The sequence below is a fragment of the Allobosea sp. Root381 genome, from assembly GCF_001429395.1.
Lineage (GTDB): Bacteria > Pseudomonadota > Alphaproteobacteria > Rhizobiales > Beijerinckiaceae > Allobosea.
Map to the genome: position 1 here is coordinate 291,104 of NZ_LMJT01000041.1, position 15,660 is coordinate 306,763.

General features: G+C 68.7%; 14 protein-coding genes and 1 other RNA gene. 9 read left to right on the top strand and 6 right to left on the bottom strand.

Annotated elements, in window-relative coordinates:
- Positions 1-18 precede the first annotated feature (18 nt).
- From ASE63_RS22825 to ASE63_RS27820, 7 genes are all read left to right on the top strand, one after another.
- Positions 19-330, top strand: a complete 312-nt coding sequence (locus ASE63_RS22825; protein WP_056807098.1) for a PepSY domain-containing protein — start codon at positions 19-21, stop codon at positions 328-330.
- Positions 331-662: 332 nt separating this feature from the next.
- Positions 663-965 carry a PepSY domain-containing protein gene (locus ASE63_RS22830; RefSeq protein WP_156410555.1) on the top strand — a complete coding sequence of 101 codons (303 nt, stop codon included), beginning with the start codon at positions 663-665 and terminating at the stop codon, positions 963-965.
- A 38-nt stretch (positions 966-1,003) separates the two neighbouring features.
- Positions 1,004-1,414: a transfer-messenger RNA gene (gene ssrA, locus ASE63_RS26980) on the top strand.
- 61 nt (positions 1,415-1,475) lie between these two features.
- On the top strand, positions 1,476-2,120 hold the full coding sequence (locus tag ASE63_RS22835; protein WP_056807104.1) for a ClpXP protease specificity-enhancing factor SspB: 645 nt from the start codon (positions 1,476-1,478) through the stop codon (positions 2,118-2,120).
- A gap of 87 nt (positions 2,121-2,207) precedes the next feature.
- Positions 2,208-3,605 (top strand): class II fumarate hydratase, encoded by a 1,398-nt coding sequence (gene fumC / locus ASE63_RS22840; RefSeq protein WP_056807105.1) that lies wholly within the window; start codon positions 2,208-2,210, stop codon positions 3,603-3,605.
- A 5-nt stretch (positions 3,606-3,610) separates the two neighbouring features.
- Positions 3,611-3,811, top strand: coding sequence for a DUF4169 family protein (locus tag ASE63_RS22845; protein ID WP_056807109.1), 201 nt, complete (start codon positions 3,611-3,613; stop codon positions 3,809-3,811).
- Complete coding sequence (locus tag ASE63_RS27820; protein ID WP_244491544.1) at positions 3,808-4,032, top strand: ribbon-helix-helix domain-containing protein; 225 nt, start codon at positions 3,808-3,810, stop codon at positions 4,030-4,032. The genes ASE63_RS22845 and ASE63_RS27820 overlap by 4 nt, the downstream gene beginning before the upstream one ends.
- Before the next feature lie 228 nt (positions 4,033-4,260).
- Here ASE63_RS27820 and ASE63_RS22855 read toward each other — a convergent pair whose 3' ends face one another.
- Positions 4,261-7,863 carry an AsmA family protein gene (locus ASE63_RS22855; protein ID WP_056807115.1) on the bottom strand — a complete coding sequence of 1,201 codons (3,603 nt, stop codon included), beginning with the start codon at positions 7,861-7,863 and terminating at the stop codon, positions 4,261-4,263.
- Between the two features lie 102 nt (positions 7,864-7,965).
- Entirely contained in the window at positions 7,966-9,405 is a 1,440-nt protein-coding gene (locus tag ASE63_RS22860; protein ID WP_056807118.1) for an FAD-linked oxidase C-terminal domain-containing protein, read from the bottom strand.
- A gap of 253 nt (positions 9,406-9,658) precedes the next feature.
- Between ASE63_RS22860 and ASE63_RS22865 the strand changes: the two genes are divergently transcribed.
- The gene (locus ASE63_RS22865; RefSeq protein ID WP_056807121.1) at positions 9,659-10,213 is read left to right on the top strand and encodes a thioesterase family protein; all 555 of its coding nucleotides are present in this window, start codon (positions 9,659-9,661) and stop codon (positions 10,211-10,213) included.
- A 123-nt stretch (positions 10,214-10,336) separates the two neighbouring features.
- On the opposite strand, the gene ASE63_RS22870 is transcribed toward ASE63_RS22865, so the two are convergent.
- The 3 genes from ASE63_RS22870 to ASE63_RS22880 all read right to left on the bottom strand — a co-directional run bounded on the left by ASE63_RS22870 (position 10,337) and on the right by ASE63_RS22880 (position 13,171).
- Positions 10,337-11,131 (bottom strand): ion channel, encoded by a 795-nt coding sequence (locus tag ASE63_RS22870; RefSeq protein ID WP_056807124.1) that lies wholly within the window; start codon positions 11,129-11,131, stop codon positions 10,337-10,339.
- A gap of 124 nt (positions 11,132-11,255) precedes the next feature.
- On the bottom strand, positions 11,256-11,924 hold the full coding sequence (locus tag ASE63_RS22875; RefSeq protein WP_056807126.1) for a class I SAM-dependent methyltransferase: 669 nt from the start codon (positions 11,922-11,924) through the stop codon (positions 11,256-11,258).
- Positions 11,921-13,171: a DUF3419 family protein gene (locus tag ASE63_RS22880; RefSeq protein WP_200962610.1), complete on the bottom strand. Its 1,251-nt coding sequence runs from the start codon at positions 13,169-13,171 to the stop codon at positions 11,921-11,923. Before ASE63_RS22880 ends, ASE63_RS22875 begins: the two co-directional genes overlap by 4 nt.
- A 186-nt stretch (positions 13,172-13,357) precedes the next feature.
- Between ASE63_RS22880 and msrB the strand changes: the two genes are divergently transcribed.
- A complete protein-coding gene (gene msrB, locus ASE63_RS22885; RefSeq protein WP_056807507.1) occupies positions 13,358-13,783 on the top strand; it encodes a peptide-methionine (R)-S-oxide reductase MsrB in 426 nt (141 codons plus the stop codon).
- A gap of 67 nt (positions 13,784-13,850) precedes the next feature.
- Here the strand turns inward: msrB and ASE63_RS22890 are convergent, their stop codons facing one another.
- Complete coding sequence (locus ASE63_RS22890) at positions 13,851-15,494, bottom strand: acyl-CoA dehydrogenase family protein (protein WP_200962611.1); 1,644 nt, start codon at positions 15,492-15,494, stop codon at positions 13,851-13,853.
- Positions 15,495-15,660: the final 166 nt, after the last annotated feature.

Consider the following 15,660-nt stretch of genomic DNA (forward strand, 5'->3'; position numbering starts at 1 on the left):
ACAGCTCGGGAGATCGTCATGCCGCTTCGCACCGCCGCCCGCATCCTGGCCATGACCGCGCTGTTCGCATTGCCCGCAGCCGGGGTTTTGGCGCAGGCTCCCGCCCCCATCCGCCCCGGCGAGACGGCGATCAGCCTGGATGACGCACGGCGCATCGCACGCGAGCATGGTGTCGTCCGGGTCGAGGAGATCGAGCTCGGCGACGGCAAATGGGAGATCGAGGGCCGCGACGGCACCGGCGCCGCGATCGAGATCGACCTGCGCGCGACCGACGGCGTGCTGCTGAAGATGGAGCGAGATCGCCCGGCTTCTGCCGACGCGAGGCCATAGCGACTGATCGAGTACGCCTTGGCATCTCATTTCGAGAGGCCGGACGGAACGAATCGAGCGATCTTGGGAACCGGCGTTTGCCCGTAATCAAACGGTGGATTTCAGGCCCGCCACCCCAAGACTCATTCCGAAGCTCGAGCTATCTGAACCCTCCTTCAACACGCCGCTCGTGGCTCTTCAGGATGACTGCTGACGTTTCCACACGGCTCGCTGGAACGCACGCGGACGATCACGCGAACGCGAAATGATTTGACCGGCGACCGCGCGCGCCGCCGCTCGACCCGCCACAATCGCCGCGCCTCCTGCAGCCCGCTGGGCGGCAGGAGGGAACGATGAACAACCTTGTTCTGGTTGGCGGCCTGCTCGGGCTGGCCGCTATTGCTGGCGTGCCCGCCACGACTTGGCTTGGCACGACGCGGCCTCAACCTTTGGTATCGACCGACAAGGCGCTCGCGGCGACGCCCGCCGCCCGACTCTCCGAAGACGATGCGCGCCACATCGCCTGGCGTTCCGGTCTCGACCACATCGAGGAGATCATGCTGTCGGGCGAGCGCTGGGAGGTCGCAGGGCGGGATCGGACAGGCCAGGAGATCACGCTCGACATCGACGCCAAGGACGGCCGGCTGCTCCATTAAAGCCGCACCGCCGGAAATATGCCGGCGAAGTGGCTTCTTCTCTTTTCCCGCGGCCGCACAGCCCCTATATTGGCCTTGCCGCTCGCAAGGGCGGCTATGGTGATAAACGAGCGTCGTAATAAGCTTTTCGGACCCGGGGGCGGTACCCGGCGCCTCCACCACAGCCCTGCAGCGCGAGCTCAGGGCGGCCAGCGGTTCGTTGACCGCAGGCTTGCCAGGCCACTCGCGTGGCAGGGTTGCGGCGGGGGCGAAATAGGATCGACGAGAGTGTAAAGGCCGTTCTTTTGCCCGGTATGGTTCCGCCGTTATAGGGCTAACGCATAGTTGCCAACGACAACAATGCTCGGGTTGCTGTCGCCGCGTAAGCGGTGCTGGTTCCCAAACCTAAGTCCTTCCGTTTAGCGACGTAAGGCGGGGCTCGGAGGCGCCTGGCAACAGAAGCCTCCACTTCTTTTTTGATGGTCTATCCGGCTCTTCCCGCCGGGCACTGAAAGTGGAAATCTCGACCCGATGTCAAAGGACGTTCTTCGCTACGATCTCATGGTGCAGGATGCACTCAAGGGGGTCGTGCGCAAGATTCTCACGGAAGCGGGGCGTGACGGCCTGCCGGGCGACCATCATTTCTACATCACCTTCCGCACCGGGGCTCCCGGCGTGCGGGTTTCCCAGCGCCTGCGCGACAAGCATCCCGACGAGATGACGATCGTGCTCCAGCATCAGTTCTGGGATCTCAGCGTCAGCGATCACGCCTTCGAGGTCGGCCTCTCCTTCTCGGGCGTGCCGGAACGGCTGCTGATCCCCTTCGACGCGATTACCACCTTCTTCGATCCGTCGGTGCAGTTCGGCCTCAAGTTCGAGACGCAAGAAGCGGAAAACACCTCCGCCAACGACCGTATCCCGGAACCCGCCGTTCGCGGCGCAGGCTCGGAGCCGGGCGAGGAGCCGCCCGCTCCGGTCGCGCTTCCGGTCAAGGCGACACCCGGCGGCGTTCCTGCTGTCAGGGGCAAGGCCGCCGATCGCGACGCCGCGGCCAAGGGCGCCAAAACCGCCAAGACCAGTCCCGACGAAGCCACGGACGCGGCCGATCCGGAAGCCGATGGCGAGAGCGGCGGCGCGCAGGTCGTGAGCCTCGATTCCTTCCGAAAGAAGACCTGACAGCGAGAAGTCCTGAGAAAGCCGGTCGGCGTCTCGGGACGAAGGACCGGCGCCCCCGCGCATGTCCCCTCGAACAGCAGGCCATTCATGTCCGAGACCCGCACCGAAACCGATTCCTTCGGCCCGATCGACGTCGCGGCGGACCGCTATTGGGGGGCGCAGACGCAGCGCTCGCTGCAGAACTTCAAGATCGGCACCGAGCGCGAGCGCCTGCCGCTCTCGCTTATCCACGCCCTGGTTCGGGTCAAGAAGGCCGCCACCCGCGTCAACGTCGGCCTCGGCCAGCTCGACAAAAAGATCGCCGATGCGATCGACCAGGCCGCCGACGAAGCGCTCGCCGGCAAGTTCGACGCGCATTTCCCGCTGGTCGTCTGGCAGACCGGCTCCGGCACCCAGTCGAACATGAACGCGAACGAGGTGCTGGCCAACCGCGCCAACGAAATCCTCGGCGCAGGCCTCGGCGCCAAGAGCCCCGTTCACCCCAACGACCATGTCAATCGCGGCCAGTCCTCGAACGACACCTTCCCCTCCGCGATGCACATCGCCGCCGCGCTCGAGGTCACGCAGCGCCTGCTGCCGGCCGTCGCGAAGCTGAAGGCCGCGCTCGCCGCCAAGGCCGAGGAATTCAAGGATCTCGTCAAGATCGGCCGCACCCATCTGCAGGATGCGACCCCGGTCACCCTCGGCCAGGAATTCTCCGGCTATGTTGCGCAGCTCGAGCTCGGCATCGCCCGCATCGAGGCGACGCTGGACGGGCTCTACGCGCTCGCCCAGGGCGGCACTGCCGTCGGCACCGGGCTGAACGCCCATCCGGACTTCGCGGTCGCCTTCGCCAGGGAGGTCGCCTCCCAGACCGGCCTGCCCTTCCGCACCGCCGAGAACAAGTTCGAGGCGCTGGCCAGCCATGGCGCGATCAGCTTCGCCCATGGCGCGCTGACCGCGCTCGCCATGGACCTGTTCAAGATCGCCAACGACATCCGCCTGATGGGCTCCGGCCCGCGCTCGGGCCTCGGCGAGATCAGCCTGCCCGAGAACGAGCCTGGCTCCTCGATCATGCCCGGCAAGGTCAATCCGACCCAGGCCGAGGCGATGACGATGGTCGCGACCCAGGTCCACGGCAACCAGGCCACGATCGGCTTCGCCGCCAGTCAGGGCCATTTCGAGCTGAATGTCTTCAAGCCGGTGATCGCCGCGGCCTTCCTGCAGTCCACCCGCCTGCTGGCCGATGCCTGCGACAGCTTCCGCGAGAACTGCGTCGTCGGCATCGAGGCCAATGAAGCCCAGCTCAAGGATCTGCTCTCGCGCTCGCTGATGCTGGTCACCGCGCTCGCGCCCGTCATCGGCTACGACAAGGCGGCCAGCATCGCCAAGAACGCGCATCACAACGGCACGACGCTGCGCGACGAGGCGCTGAAGGCCGGCGTCGAGCCGGACGTCTTCGACAAGACGGTGAAGCCCGAGCTGATGCTCGGCCCCTCGGCCTGACCTCCGTGACCGCCGAGATCGTCAACCTCCGCCGGGCCCGCAAGCAGCGCGCCCGGCGGGACGCCGAGAAGACGGCCGAGCAGAACCGGATCAGCTTCGGCCGCAGCAAGGCCGAACGGACGCTGACCGAAGCCGAACGCGACAAGGCCGCCCGCACGCTGGAAGGACACCGCCTTCCGGGTAGCGACGACGAGCGCAAATCTTGAGTGCCGAGCGCAAGCGTTCGCTCACCATTGCCGGCCACCGCACCAGCGTCTCGCTCGAAGAGCCCTTCTGGGATGCGCTGAAGGACATCGCCGCCGCCGAAGGCGTGGCGGTCGCGGCCCTGATCGCCGAGATCGATTCGCGGCGCGAGACGGTGAACCTGTCCTCGGCCCTGCGGCTGCATGTGCTGGAGCATTACAAACGACAAGCCGAAGGCGGCTGATTTTCCGCGAGCCTCACCGTCATCCCGGGCCTGCCCCGGGATCCACCGAAGGCCTCCGGAGTGCTACGATGGATCCCGGACAAGCTGCGCTGCTGCGCAGTTTGTCCGGGATGACGCGCGCCTTTCGACGAAGATCACAGCCTTCGAAAAACACACATTAACAACAACTTGAACGCACCGCCTGAATCAATCGGACAACCGGTTGAATTAACCTGTGAAGACCGCCCGTCAGTTCGGCGTACCGCGCGACAGCGGCCGCGGCACCGGCTCGATGATCAGGGGTGGCGCCAGCGGCGGTGCCGGCCGCAAGGCGGGCTCGGGATAGTTCGCACGCGGCGCGCCCGGCAGGATCAGCGGTCCGGGCTGCTGCGGCTGCGGCTGCGATGCGGCCCGCTCCGCCGCTCGCTCGGCCGCCGCACGGGCGCGCTCCGCCCGCTCCTCAGCCTCGATGCGGCGGCGCATCTCCTGCTCCATCTTCGCCTGCTCGACCCGCCGTTCCTCCTCCGCGCGCTTCTCCTCGACCAGCCGGCGCGCGTCTTCGGCACGCTTTGCCTCCTCTGCGCGCTTCTCCTCCGCGAGGCGGCGCTCCTCCTCGGCCTTCAGGAACTCGGCGAGCCGCCGCTCGTTCTCGCGCATCTCGCGCTCGGCCCGGAGCCGGCGCGAATGCATGGCGCGCTCGCGCGCATCCGCCTCGAAGGCCTCGACCCGCTCGATCTCGCGCGCCAGTGCGCGGGCGGCGACCATGTTCGACAGGCCGTTGACGTCCGCCTCCCGCCGCGGCGCCGAGAGCGGCCCGCGCCAGGCGACGCCGAGTTGCGGCGCATCCGCCGGCCAGCCCTTCGGCAACGCCCCGAGCGGTCTGACGCCCAGCCTCAGATCCATGGTCAGGGCGCGTAGATCGACGAGGCCGTTGGCCTCGCTGCGCAATCCCGCGCTCTCGAAGCTCAGCGGCTGCAGCCGAATCAGGCCGCCGGCCAGAGTGAACGGTACGGTGACGCTGCCCAACGCCCAGGAATCGCGGGCAAGCGCCTCCTCGAGCCGCTGCCGCAACCGCGGGACCTCGCTCTCGGAAGCGTCCTCGCCGGTCGCGGCGATCACCCGCGCGTAGGCCGCGGGGTCGAAACCGGCAAGGCGCGCCTCCGCAAAGCTCAGGCTGCCGGCACCGCCGAGCCCGGCGATCAGGCGGGCCGGGCTTTCGCCCGAGCCGCCGGCCTCGAACCGCCCCGAGACCGTGCCGGCCATTGTCCCCCCCGTCAGCGGAGCCAGATCGATGCGCTCGACATCGACGCGCCCGGAGAGTTGCGCCAGCCCGCCATCCCGGCGCAGCGCCAGGCTGCCGCCGACACGGCCGCCGCCATGGGCCGCGGAAAGATCGTCGAGCCGCAGCCCGTCCCCGTCCGCGCGCAGCAGGAAGCGGGCATCGCGCAGGACGATCCCTTCCACAGCGGTCAGGCTCCCCGCCTCGATCGCCAGCCGGAAGTCGGGCAGCGCGACCGCGGGGCCGAAGCGCGCTGTCGACCAGGTCGCGCCACCGGCCGGGCCCGCCGCCAGCGCCGAGGCGACCAACCTCCGCAGATCGGCGCCCGGCAAAGCAAGACGGCCGGTGAGGCCGTCATCGCGCGAGAAGGCGACCGCGCCGCGCGCGCTGCTGCCGGCGAGATTGACGACGAGATCGTCGAGCTTGACGGTTTCGGGGCCGAAGCCGATGCGGGCATGCGCGTCGACGATGCCGTCGGGCAGAAGCCGCGCGGCGCCTTCCGGCAGGAACTGGCCCGCCCCGTCCGCCTGCACACTGAGACGCGGCGCGACTGAGGCTTCGTTCTCGAGCGCGATCGAAAGACCGGGGCCGGCGAGCGACCCGACCAGCCGCCCCTGCGCCTGTTCCATCACCAGTTGGCCCGGCCCACCCTGGCGCGGCGACGGCAGGCCGAGCGCCTGGAAGACCTGGCGGCGATCACCGAGATCGAAGCGCAGCGTGGCGCCGGTCCAGGCGCCGGCGGGATCGAGCCGGCCGTTGAAGGCGAGGCGCCCGGCCTGCGCCGAGCCATCGGCCGAGACGCTCGTATCCCCACCCGTCGCCCGCGTCAGGCGAAAGCCGGCATCGAGCCGCGAAAGCCCGTCGGCCGCCCGCCCCAGCGCCTGCCGTGCCCCCTCCGGCAGCAACGGCCCGGCGAGCGCCGCCACGCTTTCGAAGCGCGGGGCGCGGATGCGACCGGAAATCTCCCCGCCTTCCGCGAGCAGCGCCCCGGAGCCGGCGATGCTGACACCACCGAAGCCGTCGATCGCCAGACGGCTCAGCCGCCAGGCGGCGCCCTCGCGCCGCAGGTCGAGGCTGGCGGAGCCCGGCGGCGCATTGCGGAAGCGGGCATTGGCGAGGCTCAGATCGAGCATCAGGTCGCGGCGGCCGATCAGCCCGGCGAAGCTCTCGCCCGGCGGCAGGGTATTCAGATCGAGGCCGCTGAGCGAGGCCTTGGCTGCCAGCCGCTCGGCGGTCATGTCACCCGATAATTCCAGCCTGAGCCCAGCCGAGCCGGTCAGCATCAGGCGCTGCAGCGCGATCCGCCCGCTCTCGTGTGCGCCGACAGCCTCGGCATCGATGCGCCCGAGCCCGGCGACGAAATCCGCCAGCGCGGGATCGAGCCCGGCCCGCGCCAGCACGAGGCCGAGCCGCCGCGAATCTTCGGCCTTGAGATTGAGCTTGCCGGCGACACCGTCGGCGTCGATGGAGCCGCTCGCGCCGAGCAGCGCTCCCGCGACCCGCACCGAGGCCTGTGCATCGGCGAGGCCTTCGCCATGCAGCCGCCCGCGCAGGCCGAAGGCGGAGAAATCCTCGCCGCGCCAGATCAGCTGGTCGAGGTCGAGCGAGATGTCTACCGGCCCCGGCAGCGCCTGCAGCGCGCGCTCATAGCCCGGCCGCTCGGCCAGCGCGGCAGTCAGCGCATCGACGTCGAGCCGTCGCGCCCGCAGCGCCACCGACCCCGTCCCGGCAACCGGCAGGAATTGCCCCTCGCCCTCGAGCCGGGCCGAACCGCCGGCGAGATCGAGCACGAGCCCGGAGAGATCGAGCTGTCGGCTGCTGCCACTGACCTTGCCTGACAGCGCCAACGCGCCGCCCGGCGTCAGGTTGAATCCGCCTTCGAGCCCGACGCCGACCCCCTCGGTGGTCAAGGGCAGCAGGAAATAGCCGTCGAAGCCGAGCTGGGCGTCCTCGCCGGTCACGAAGGCCTTGGCCCGCAGCCGGCCTTCCGGTTCCAGCACGCCGGTGGTGATGCGCAGCGACGAGCCCGCGACCTCGCCCTCGATCCGCCACGGCCCGGCGAGGCCGACGGCGGAAATCTCCGCCGCAACCGGGCCGATCGTTAGCGGCTCCCGGCCCGGTTCGCGCCAGATCACCACCGAGCGGCCGATCGTCAGGCGGTCCAGGCTGGTCTGCGTCGGCAGCCCGGCGCCCGCGCCGGCCGGCAGCCGCATCGTCCCTAACTCGTCGAGGACGAGCGAGAGCGCAGCGCCTTCAGCCTTCGCATCGGCGATACGCAGCTCGCCCTTGGCCAGCGGAGCCAGGGCCAGCTCGACCGTCAGGCGCTCGACCGTGGCGGTGCTGACCGCCTGCGTGCGGCCGCCGAAGCGCACATCCTGCAGCGTCAGCCGCGGCGACGGCAGCAGACGCAGGCCGATGCCCCCGGCGATGCTCGTCTCCACGCCGAGCGAGCGCGCCAGCCGCGCCTCGATCTGGGGCCGGTAGTCGCGCCAGTCGACGAAGCCCGGCCCGATCAGGGCGGCGAGCAGCGCCAACACCAGCAGGCCGGCCAGGACTGTAATCGTCTCACGCAACGTCGGGCATTGTCCTCGTCACTCGGGTTGTCGCGATCATGCCGGCAAGTCGCGGCGAGATCACGACAATTCGCCGCCCCACGCGAGTTGCCCCCCGGCTATTCAGAGCAGGAAGATCTTGCCCGGATTAAGGATGTTCTGCGGATCGAGCGCACGCTTGAGCTGGCGCATCACCGCCAGCGCCGGCGCACCGTGCTCGGCCTCGAGATACTTCATCTTCTTCTGGCCGACGCCGTGCTCGCCGGTGCAGGTGCCGCCCATGGCGAGCGCCCGCTTGACCAGCCGCTCGATGAAGGCCTCGGCACGCGCGACCTCGTCGGGATTGGCGAGATCGACCAGCGGCTGGGTGTGGAAATTGCCGTCGCCGACATGGCCGGCAATTGGAGCGATCAGCCCGCTAGCCTCGATGTCGCGCTTCGTCTCCTCGACGCAGTCGGCCAGCTGCGAGATCGGCACGCAGACATCGGTCGCGACCGAATCGACGCCCGGCCGCAGCGCCTTGGCGGCCCAATAGGCATCGTGCCTGGCCTGCCAGAGCTTGCTGCGGTCCTCGGCCTTGGTCGCCCAGTCGAACGGCCCGCCGCCAAACTCGGCTGCGATCTCGCCGAAGCGCTCGGCCTGTTCCTTCACCCCGGCCTCGGAGCCGTGGAATTCGACGAAGAGCATCACGGTCTCGGGCAGGCCGAGCTTGGAATGCAGGTTGACGCCGCGGATCATCGTCTCGTCCAGCAGCTCGATGCGCGCCACCGGCAGGCCGGTCTGGATGGTGACGATGGTCGCGTCGCAGGCCGCCTTCACCGTGGGGAACGGGCAGACGCCCGCCGAGATCGCCTCCGGGATGCCGTGCAGCTTCAGCGTGATCTCGGTGATGATGCCGAGCGTGCCCTCGGAGCCGACGAGCAGGCGCGTCAAATCGTATCCGGCCGAGGTTTTGCGCGCCCGCGTGGAGGATTTGACGATCGAGCCGTCGGCCATCACGGCGGTCAGTGCCAGCACATTGTCCTTCATCGTGCCGTAGCGCACCGCATTGGTGCCCGAGGCGCGCGTCGCAGCCATGCCGCCGATCGAGGCGTCGGCGCCGGGATCGATCGGGAACATCAGCCCCTGGTCGCGCAGATGCTCGTTGAGCTCCTTGCGGGTGACGCCGGCCTGGACCACGCAGTCGAGATCCTCGGCATGGATGGCGAGGATCTCCTTCATCTGGCTCATGTCGACTGAGACGCCGCCGAAGGGCGCATTGACATGGCCTTCCAGCGACGTGCCGGTGCCGAAGGCGATGACCGGCACGCCATGAGCGGCGCAGAGCGTCACGATCTCCGAGACCTCCTGCGTGCTCTGCGGAAAGACGACCGCATCAGGCGGCTGGTTCGGAACCCAGGTCAGGGTGTGGCCGTGCTGCGCGCGCACCGCCTGGCTCGTCACGACCCGGTTGCCGAAGCGCGCGGCCAGCGCCTGCAGCACGGCCGCGACCGCATCCGGCGGCGGCGGCAGCTTTGCGGCGGCTGCGGGGGTCTCATGCACGGCTGCGGCAGGCAAATTCATTGTCAACATCCGTTTCTGGAGCTTACAGTTGGAACAGTTCGGTCCCGTGATCGGTTACGAACCGAACGACAGCCTGGCGCTAGATGGTTCTATCTTCACCGCAGCCGGGCTGACGGCAAGCGGTAGGCACTATGATAGACCATGCCGGCAGGCAAACGGCAGCGGCAATGCTGCGATTTCGTAGCGTCGCTCATGCTTTCGCGGCAGGGGTGACGCCATCCGCCGTGCCGGCCCCAAGCGAGGGAGGCGGCCTATGAAAGACGACATCCGCGCTCCGGCGCTGTTCTTTGCTCCATTCGTTTCGTCCGCGATGCGGGTCGAGCCGCAGTGGATCGACTATAACGGCCATCTCAACATGGCCTTTTACCATGTGCTGTTCGACCGCGCGGTCGACGAGGTGTTCTCGCTGGTCGGCTTCAACCAGGATTACGTCGACACGCGGCATGCCTCGACCTTCACGGCCGAATGCCACATCCTCTACAAGCGCGAGCTGACCGAGAGCGACCAGGTCCGGGTCACCGCCCAGATCATCGGCTTCGACGACAAGCGGCTGCATTACTATCTCGAGATGCGCCACGCGACCGAAGGCTGGCTCGCCGCGACCAGCGAGAACCTCTCGCTCCATGTCGACCTGTCGAGCCGCAAGGTCTCGCCCTTCCCGGCCGACATCCTCGCCAATCTCGCCTTGATGAAGGCGGCGCAGAGCATGATGCCGCGACCGTCGACGGTGGGGCGGATCATCGGCATTCCACCGAAGGCCGCGCCTGAAGAGAGAAGCGGCGAACTGGCGACCGAGACGCGCCACTGACGGATAGTATCCTTTATTGCGAGCGCAAGCGACGAAGCAATCCAGGGGGACCTAGAGCGCTGCCGCCCCGATTGCTTCGTCGCTTGCGCTCCTCGCAATGACGGAAGCGAGGCGCCAAGCCAATCACTCGTGATCCGGTATCCGCAGCACATGCCCGCAGGCCTTGCAGTGCACGGCGTCAGGCTCGTGCCGCTGCAGCGCGCATTGCGGGCAAGGGAAGGTGACCTTCGCCGGCCGGAACACCGCCTGCGCCAGCCGAACGAACAGCGAGATCCCGACGATCATCACCACGATCGAGGTCAGCTTGCCCGCGACCCCCGGCAGGGTGATATCGCCGAAGCCGGTCGTCGTCATCGTCGTGACCGTGAAGTAGAGCGCATCGACATAGCCCTCCAGCCCGTCCCGCCCGATGAAGAAGAAGGTGTAGATGAAGCCCGTGACCACGAAGAGGAAGGTCGCGAGGTTGATCAGCGCCCGCGAGGCATCCTCCCATTCGCGAAACCGCGTCTCGCGCAACTGCGCCCAGATCAGCCCGCGCTGCGACAGCGACCAAAGCCGCAGGATCCGCAGGAAGCCGAAATTCTCGAGCGATTGCGGCGCCAGCAGCGTCGCCAGGATGAAGAGATCGATCAGCATGGTCGGCTGCCGGAGCAGCCGCAGCACGTTCGACGACGCCAGCATGCGCGCCGCGATCTCGACCCCGACGATCACCGCAATCGTGTAGTCGATCCACAGGAAGGTCGGACGGTCGCGGATCAGCGGCGTCGCGATGAAGAAGGCGATGATCAGGAGATCGACGACGGCGACCGCTAGCTGCAGCCGCAGCGATCCCGGCGAGCGCCCGTGATAGAGCTGGCGCAGCCGGTCGCGCATGCGTCCGATCCCCGTCTGCGCCTCCGCCTCGGCCTGCTCGCTCATGGCCTAGGCGCTAGCGCATCGGGTCGAAAAGGGGAAGCCGGTCTCGAGCAAGACCACTGCCGAGACCCCTTCGTCATTCCGAGGCGCCGCACAGCCGCGAGCCCGGAATGACGCTGCGATTTCGTCAGGCCCCTCGCCGCAAGACCGCGAGCGCCGCATAGCCGCGATACAGCGCGCGGACCTCGACGCTCGTCCCGGTCCGGCTCGCGACCTCGTCCAGCACCCGGCCGAGATCGTGGCGCGGCGTGACGTGGAACAGCGCGAGCCAGCGGTTCAGCACGGCCCGGAACGGCCCCGAAAGCCCCTGCTGGTCACCGAAATCGACGATGTGCAGCTCGCCGCCGGGGCTAAGCCGGTTCGCCGCCTCCTCGACCACCGCCGGCCAGGGCGGGATCATCGACAGGGCGTAGGAGATCACGATCCGGTCGAAGCCCGCCTGCCCGAACAGTGCCTGCGGCTCGAACGCCGTGGCATCCGCCTGCGCCAGACGGACGCCCTCCGCCAACCCGGCCCGCCGCACCGACTGCCGCGCTGTCGCCAGCATCTGCTCGGAGACGTCGAGGCCGAAGCAGGCCCGTCCGGGATAGGCCTGCAGGATCCTGACCAGGTTGCGCCCGGTGCCGCAGCCGATCTCGAGGATCGTCCCGCCCGGCGGGGGGCCGAGCCCCGCGATCAGCCGGTCGCGGCCGAGCAGGTAGAATTTCCGGCTGGCGTCGTAGATGTGGCGCTGATGGCGATACATCGCGTCCATCAGCCCGGCGGCCCCGCCATTCCGCGATGCCGCGGCGCTCATGCCACCGAGCCCGACAGCCGGTAGAGATGGAAGCCGCCATAGATCGAGGAGCGGTCGCGCGCGCAGAGCGCCCGGCTCTCGGCCTCGTCATAGCGCCACTGGTCCAGGATTGCGGACGGCACCCTGCCGGGCAGCAGGCGTTCGTCGGCCGCCGTGCGGAAGATCACGCGCGCCCCGGGCTTCGCCGTACGGGTGATCTGCGTCCAGAGCGCGGTCAGCTCGGTGTCGTTCATCCAGTCCTGCGCATCGAGCAGCACGAAGGCGTCGCAGCTCTCGGCCGGCTGACGCTCCAGGAAGCTCGTGACCGAGCTCTGGTGATAGTCCACGCGCCCCGACCGGGCCTTCACGGCTGCGAAGTTGCCGCGCTGGAGATAGGGCGGCAGCGCGGCATCTTCGCCCGGTTCGTAGCCGCGACCGAAGGCCTGGCGAGCGAAATAGTTGGTCTTCAGGTCGAAGCCGCAGGCCAACCGCTCCAGCCGGTGACGCAGCACGCCCCTGATGCCGTCCGACCCGTCCGCCGCCAGCGCCTTGTATTGCGCCGGCGGGATGCCGAGCCCGTAGAGCGAGGCCGGCTGGCGGATCAGCCAACGCACCAGCTTCTTGTCGAAGACCGGCGCGAGATGCCGCTCGAACAGCACGCGCTGCTCGGCAAGGTCGCGCGCCGCGAGCATCCGGCGCGGATCGCATCCCAGCGCCCGGCCGAGCAGATGCCCCGCGCCGATGAAGCGCCCGAGCAGGCCGAAGCGGTAGACGTTGCGGGCGAAGATGCCGATGCGCCGGCGCCCGTCCAGGCCCCGCCCTTCCCAATAGCTGCGTGAGATCGCGTCGAGATGCGGCGCGATCTCGCGATGATAACAGGCGACGTTGGCCTGCGACTTCGCCTCGCCGAAGAAGCGCAGGAACTCGTCATGGCGCGTCATCCGGGCCAGCGCCGCGAGCTTGAGCCGGCCGAGCGCGATATGGGCGCCGTTGAGATCGATCGCGCTGATCTTCGCCGGGTCGGCGGTCAGATAGGACAGCACGTTGCAGGAGCCCGACGCGATCGCGACGACATGGTCGTCGGATGTAAGCCGCATCGCCTCCATGTCGACGACCGGGTCCTCCCAGATTTGCGGATACACCAGCCCCGAAAAGGCGAGCGTGAACATCCGCTCCAGGATCCCGGCCTTCGACAGCGCCTTGCTGCGGTGGACCGCCGTGGTCAGCCCCATCGTGGTGGTGCGCCGAACCGTTTTTGCCATCTGCATGCTGGTCTCATCCGCCATTTGAGATGGCGAGCCGCCTAGTGGAATCGCATGACGGCCGGGTGACGGCCTCACATCGCAGGCATTCGCATCATCGCTGCTGAAATCCGGCGACAGCATCGCCATATTGGCGCGGAGAGCGCGGCGATGCCGTGCAGCGAGAAGGAGAACAGGATGGGACTGTCCAGCATGTTCGGCGGCGCCAAGGCTACCGAGGAGCGCTTCCCCTATGAGCTCAGCGACGCAGAGTGGCGCGCGCGGCTGACCCCGGAGCAGTACGACGTGCTGCGCGGCCACGGCACCGAGCGGCCTGGCTCCTGCGCCCTGAACTACGAGAAGCGCGCCGGCACCTTCTCCTGCGTCGGCTGCGGCCAGAAGCTGTTCAAATCGGGCAAGAAATTCGAGAGCGGCACCGGCTGGCCGAGCTTCGACCAACCGCTCGAAGGCGCGGTCGGTGTCACCGAGGACCGCAAGTTCGGCATGGTCCGCACCGAGGTCCATTGTGCCAATTGCGGCGGCCATCTCGGCCATGTCTTCCCCGACGGCCCGCCGCCGACCGGCCTGCGCTACTGCATCAACGGCGTCGCGATGGATTTTGAGCCGGAGGCGGGCTGAGGCCAAGCGCCGGCTCCCGTCGTCATGCTCGGGTCAAGCCCGAGCATGACGGGCGCTGTCCCGGCCTTCAATGAAGCTCCGGCACCGCCCTTCGCGCCAGCGCCCTGACATCGATGCCCGGCGGCAGGTCGCCGAAATGGCCCGACCAGCCGCCCTCCAGCCGGCTCGCGATGAAGGCATCCGCCGCATCCGGCGAAGCGTAGCGCAGCATCAGCGCCGCCTGCAGCATCAACGCCAGCCGCTCGTTCAGCCGCCTCGCCTGCCCCTCCTGCCTGACGAGTTCGGGTAGCGTGCTCTCCAGCGCTGCAAGCTGCGCATCGAAGCGCCGGTCCACTCCCCTCGCGGTCCCGAGTTCATCCCGGAGCGCCTGCAGCGACCCGGGCTCGCGCTCCAGCGAGCGCAACACGTCGAGGCAGATGACGTTGCCAGAACCTTCCCAGATCGAATTCAGCGGCGCCTCGCGATAGAGCCGCGCCATCGGATTCTCCTCGATGAAGCCATTGCCGCCATGGCATTCGAGCGCCTCGACCACGACGGCCGGCGCGCGCTTCGCCAGCCAGTATTTCGCGATCGGCGCCCCGATCCGCGCCAGCAGGCGCTCGCTTTCGGAGGCCTCCTGCCCGTCGACCGCCGCGAACAACCGAAAGGCGAGCCAGGCGGCGGCTTCCGCCTCGATCGCGAGATCGGCCAGAACATTCTGCATGATCGGCTGGTCGATCAGCGCACGCTGGAAGGCATGGCGATGCATGGCGTGATGCGCGGCCAGAGACACCGCCTGCCGCATCTGCCCGGCGGCGGCCGCCGCGATGTCCAGCCTGCTGTTGTGGTTCATCGCGAGCCCGGTCCGCAGCCCCCGGCCCGGCTCGCCGAGCAGATGGCCGATCGCGCCGTGGAACTCGACCTCCGACGAGGCATTCGAACGGTTGCCGCATTTGTCCTTGAGGCGTTGGATCGCGACGCCGTTGCGCCGGCCATCCGAAAGCCAGCCCGGCACGACGAAGCATGAGATGCCCTCGGTCGTCCGCGCCAGCGTCAGGAACAGGTCCGAATGCGGTACCGAGAAGAACCACTTGCGGCCATGCAGCGAGAAGGTGCCGTCGCGGTTGTCCTCGGCAACAGTCTCGGTCCGGCGGAGATCCGAGCCTCCCTGCGCCTCGGTCATCGCCGTGCCGACGGTCGCGCCGGTCTTGGCAGCGGCCGGGCCCTGGCGCGCGTCGTAGCGGTCGGAGGTGACGAGCCCGCCCCATTCCGCCCAGCGCGCCGCATCGGTCTTCAAGAGCGGGATCGCCGCATAGGTCATGCTGATCGGGCAGCAGATGCCGCTTTCGCCTTGCGTCCACAGGTAGGTCAGCGCGGCACGCGCCACCTGCGCCCCCGGCTGCGGCCGGTTCCAGCACAGCGCATGTGCCTCCTGCCCGATGGCGAGGCCCATCAGTTCGTGCCAGGCCGGATGGAAGGCGATCTCGTCGATGCGGTTGCCGAAGCGGTCATGTGTGCGCAGCTCGGGCGTGAAGCGGTTGGCGAGCCGCGCCAGCTCCTGCACATGCGCCGAACCGACTGCGCGACCGGCCTGATGCAGGCGCTCGCGCGCCCAGCCCGCGCTGAAGGCCGCGATGGCCGCCCGCAGCGCCGGGTCGGCGGCGAAGGCATCGTAATCCGCCAGCACGGGAACCTGGTTGGCAATCTCATGGCCCCGCGGCACGCGCTCCATGGCTTTCCTTAACTCCCTCGCGGCTTGCGGCCGCCCACCGTTAACCAGCAGCGTAAACCGCACAGCCGCGATTGCGTAGACGCCCCATTGCCGCCTGAAACCTGCCCGACCGCTCCTGCCCTGCGCCAGACCGGCGCCGCTGCTGCTCGCCTGCGTGGCGACAGTC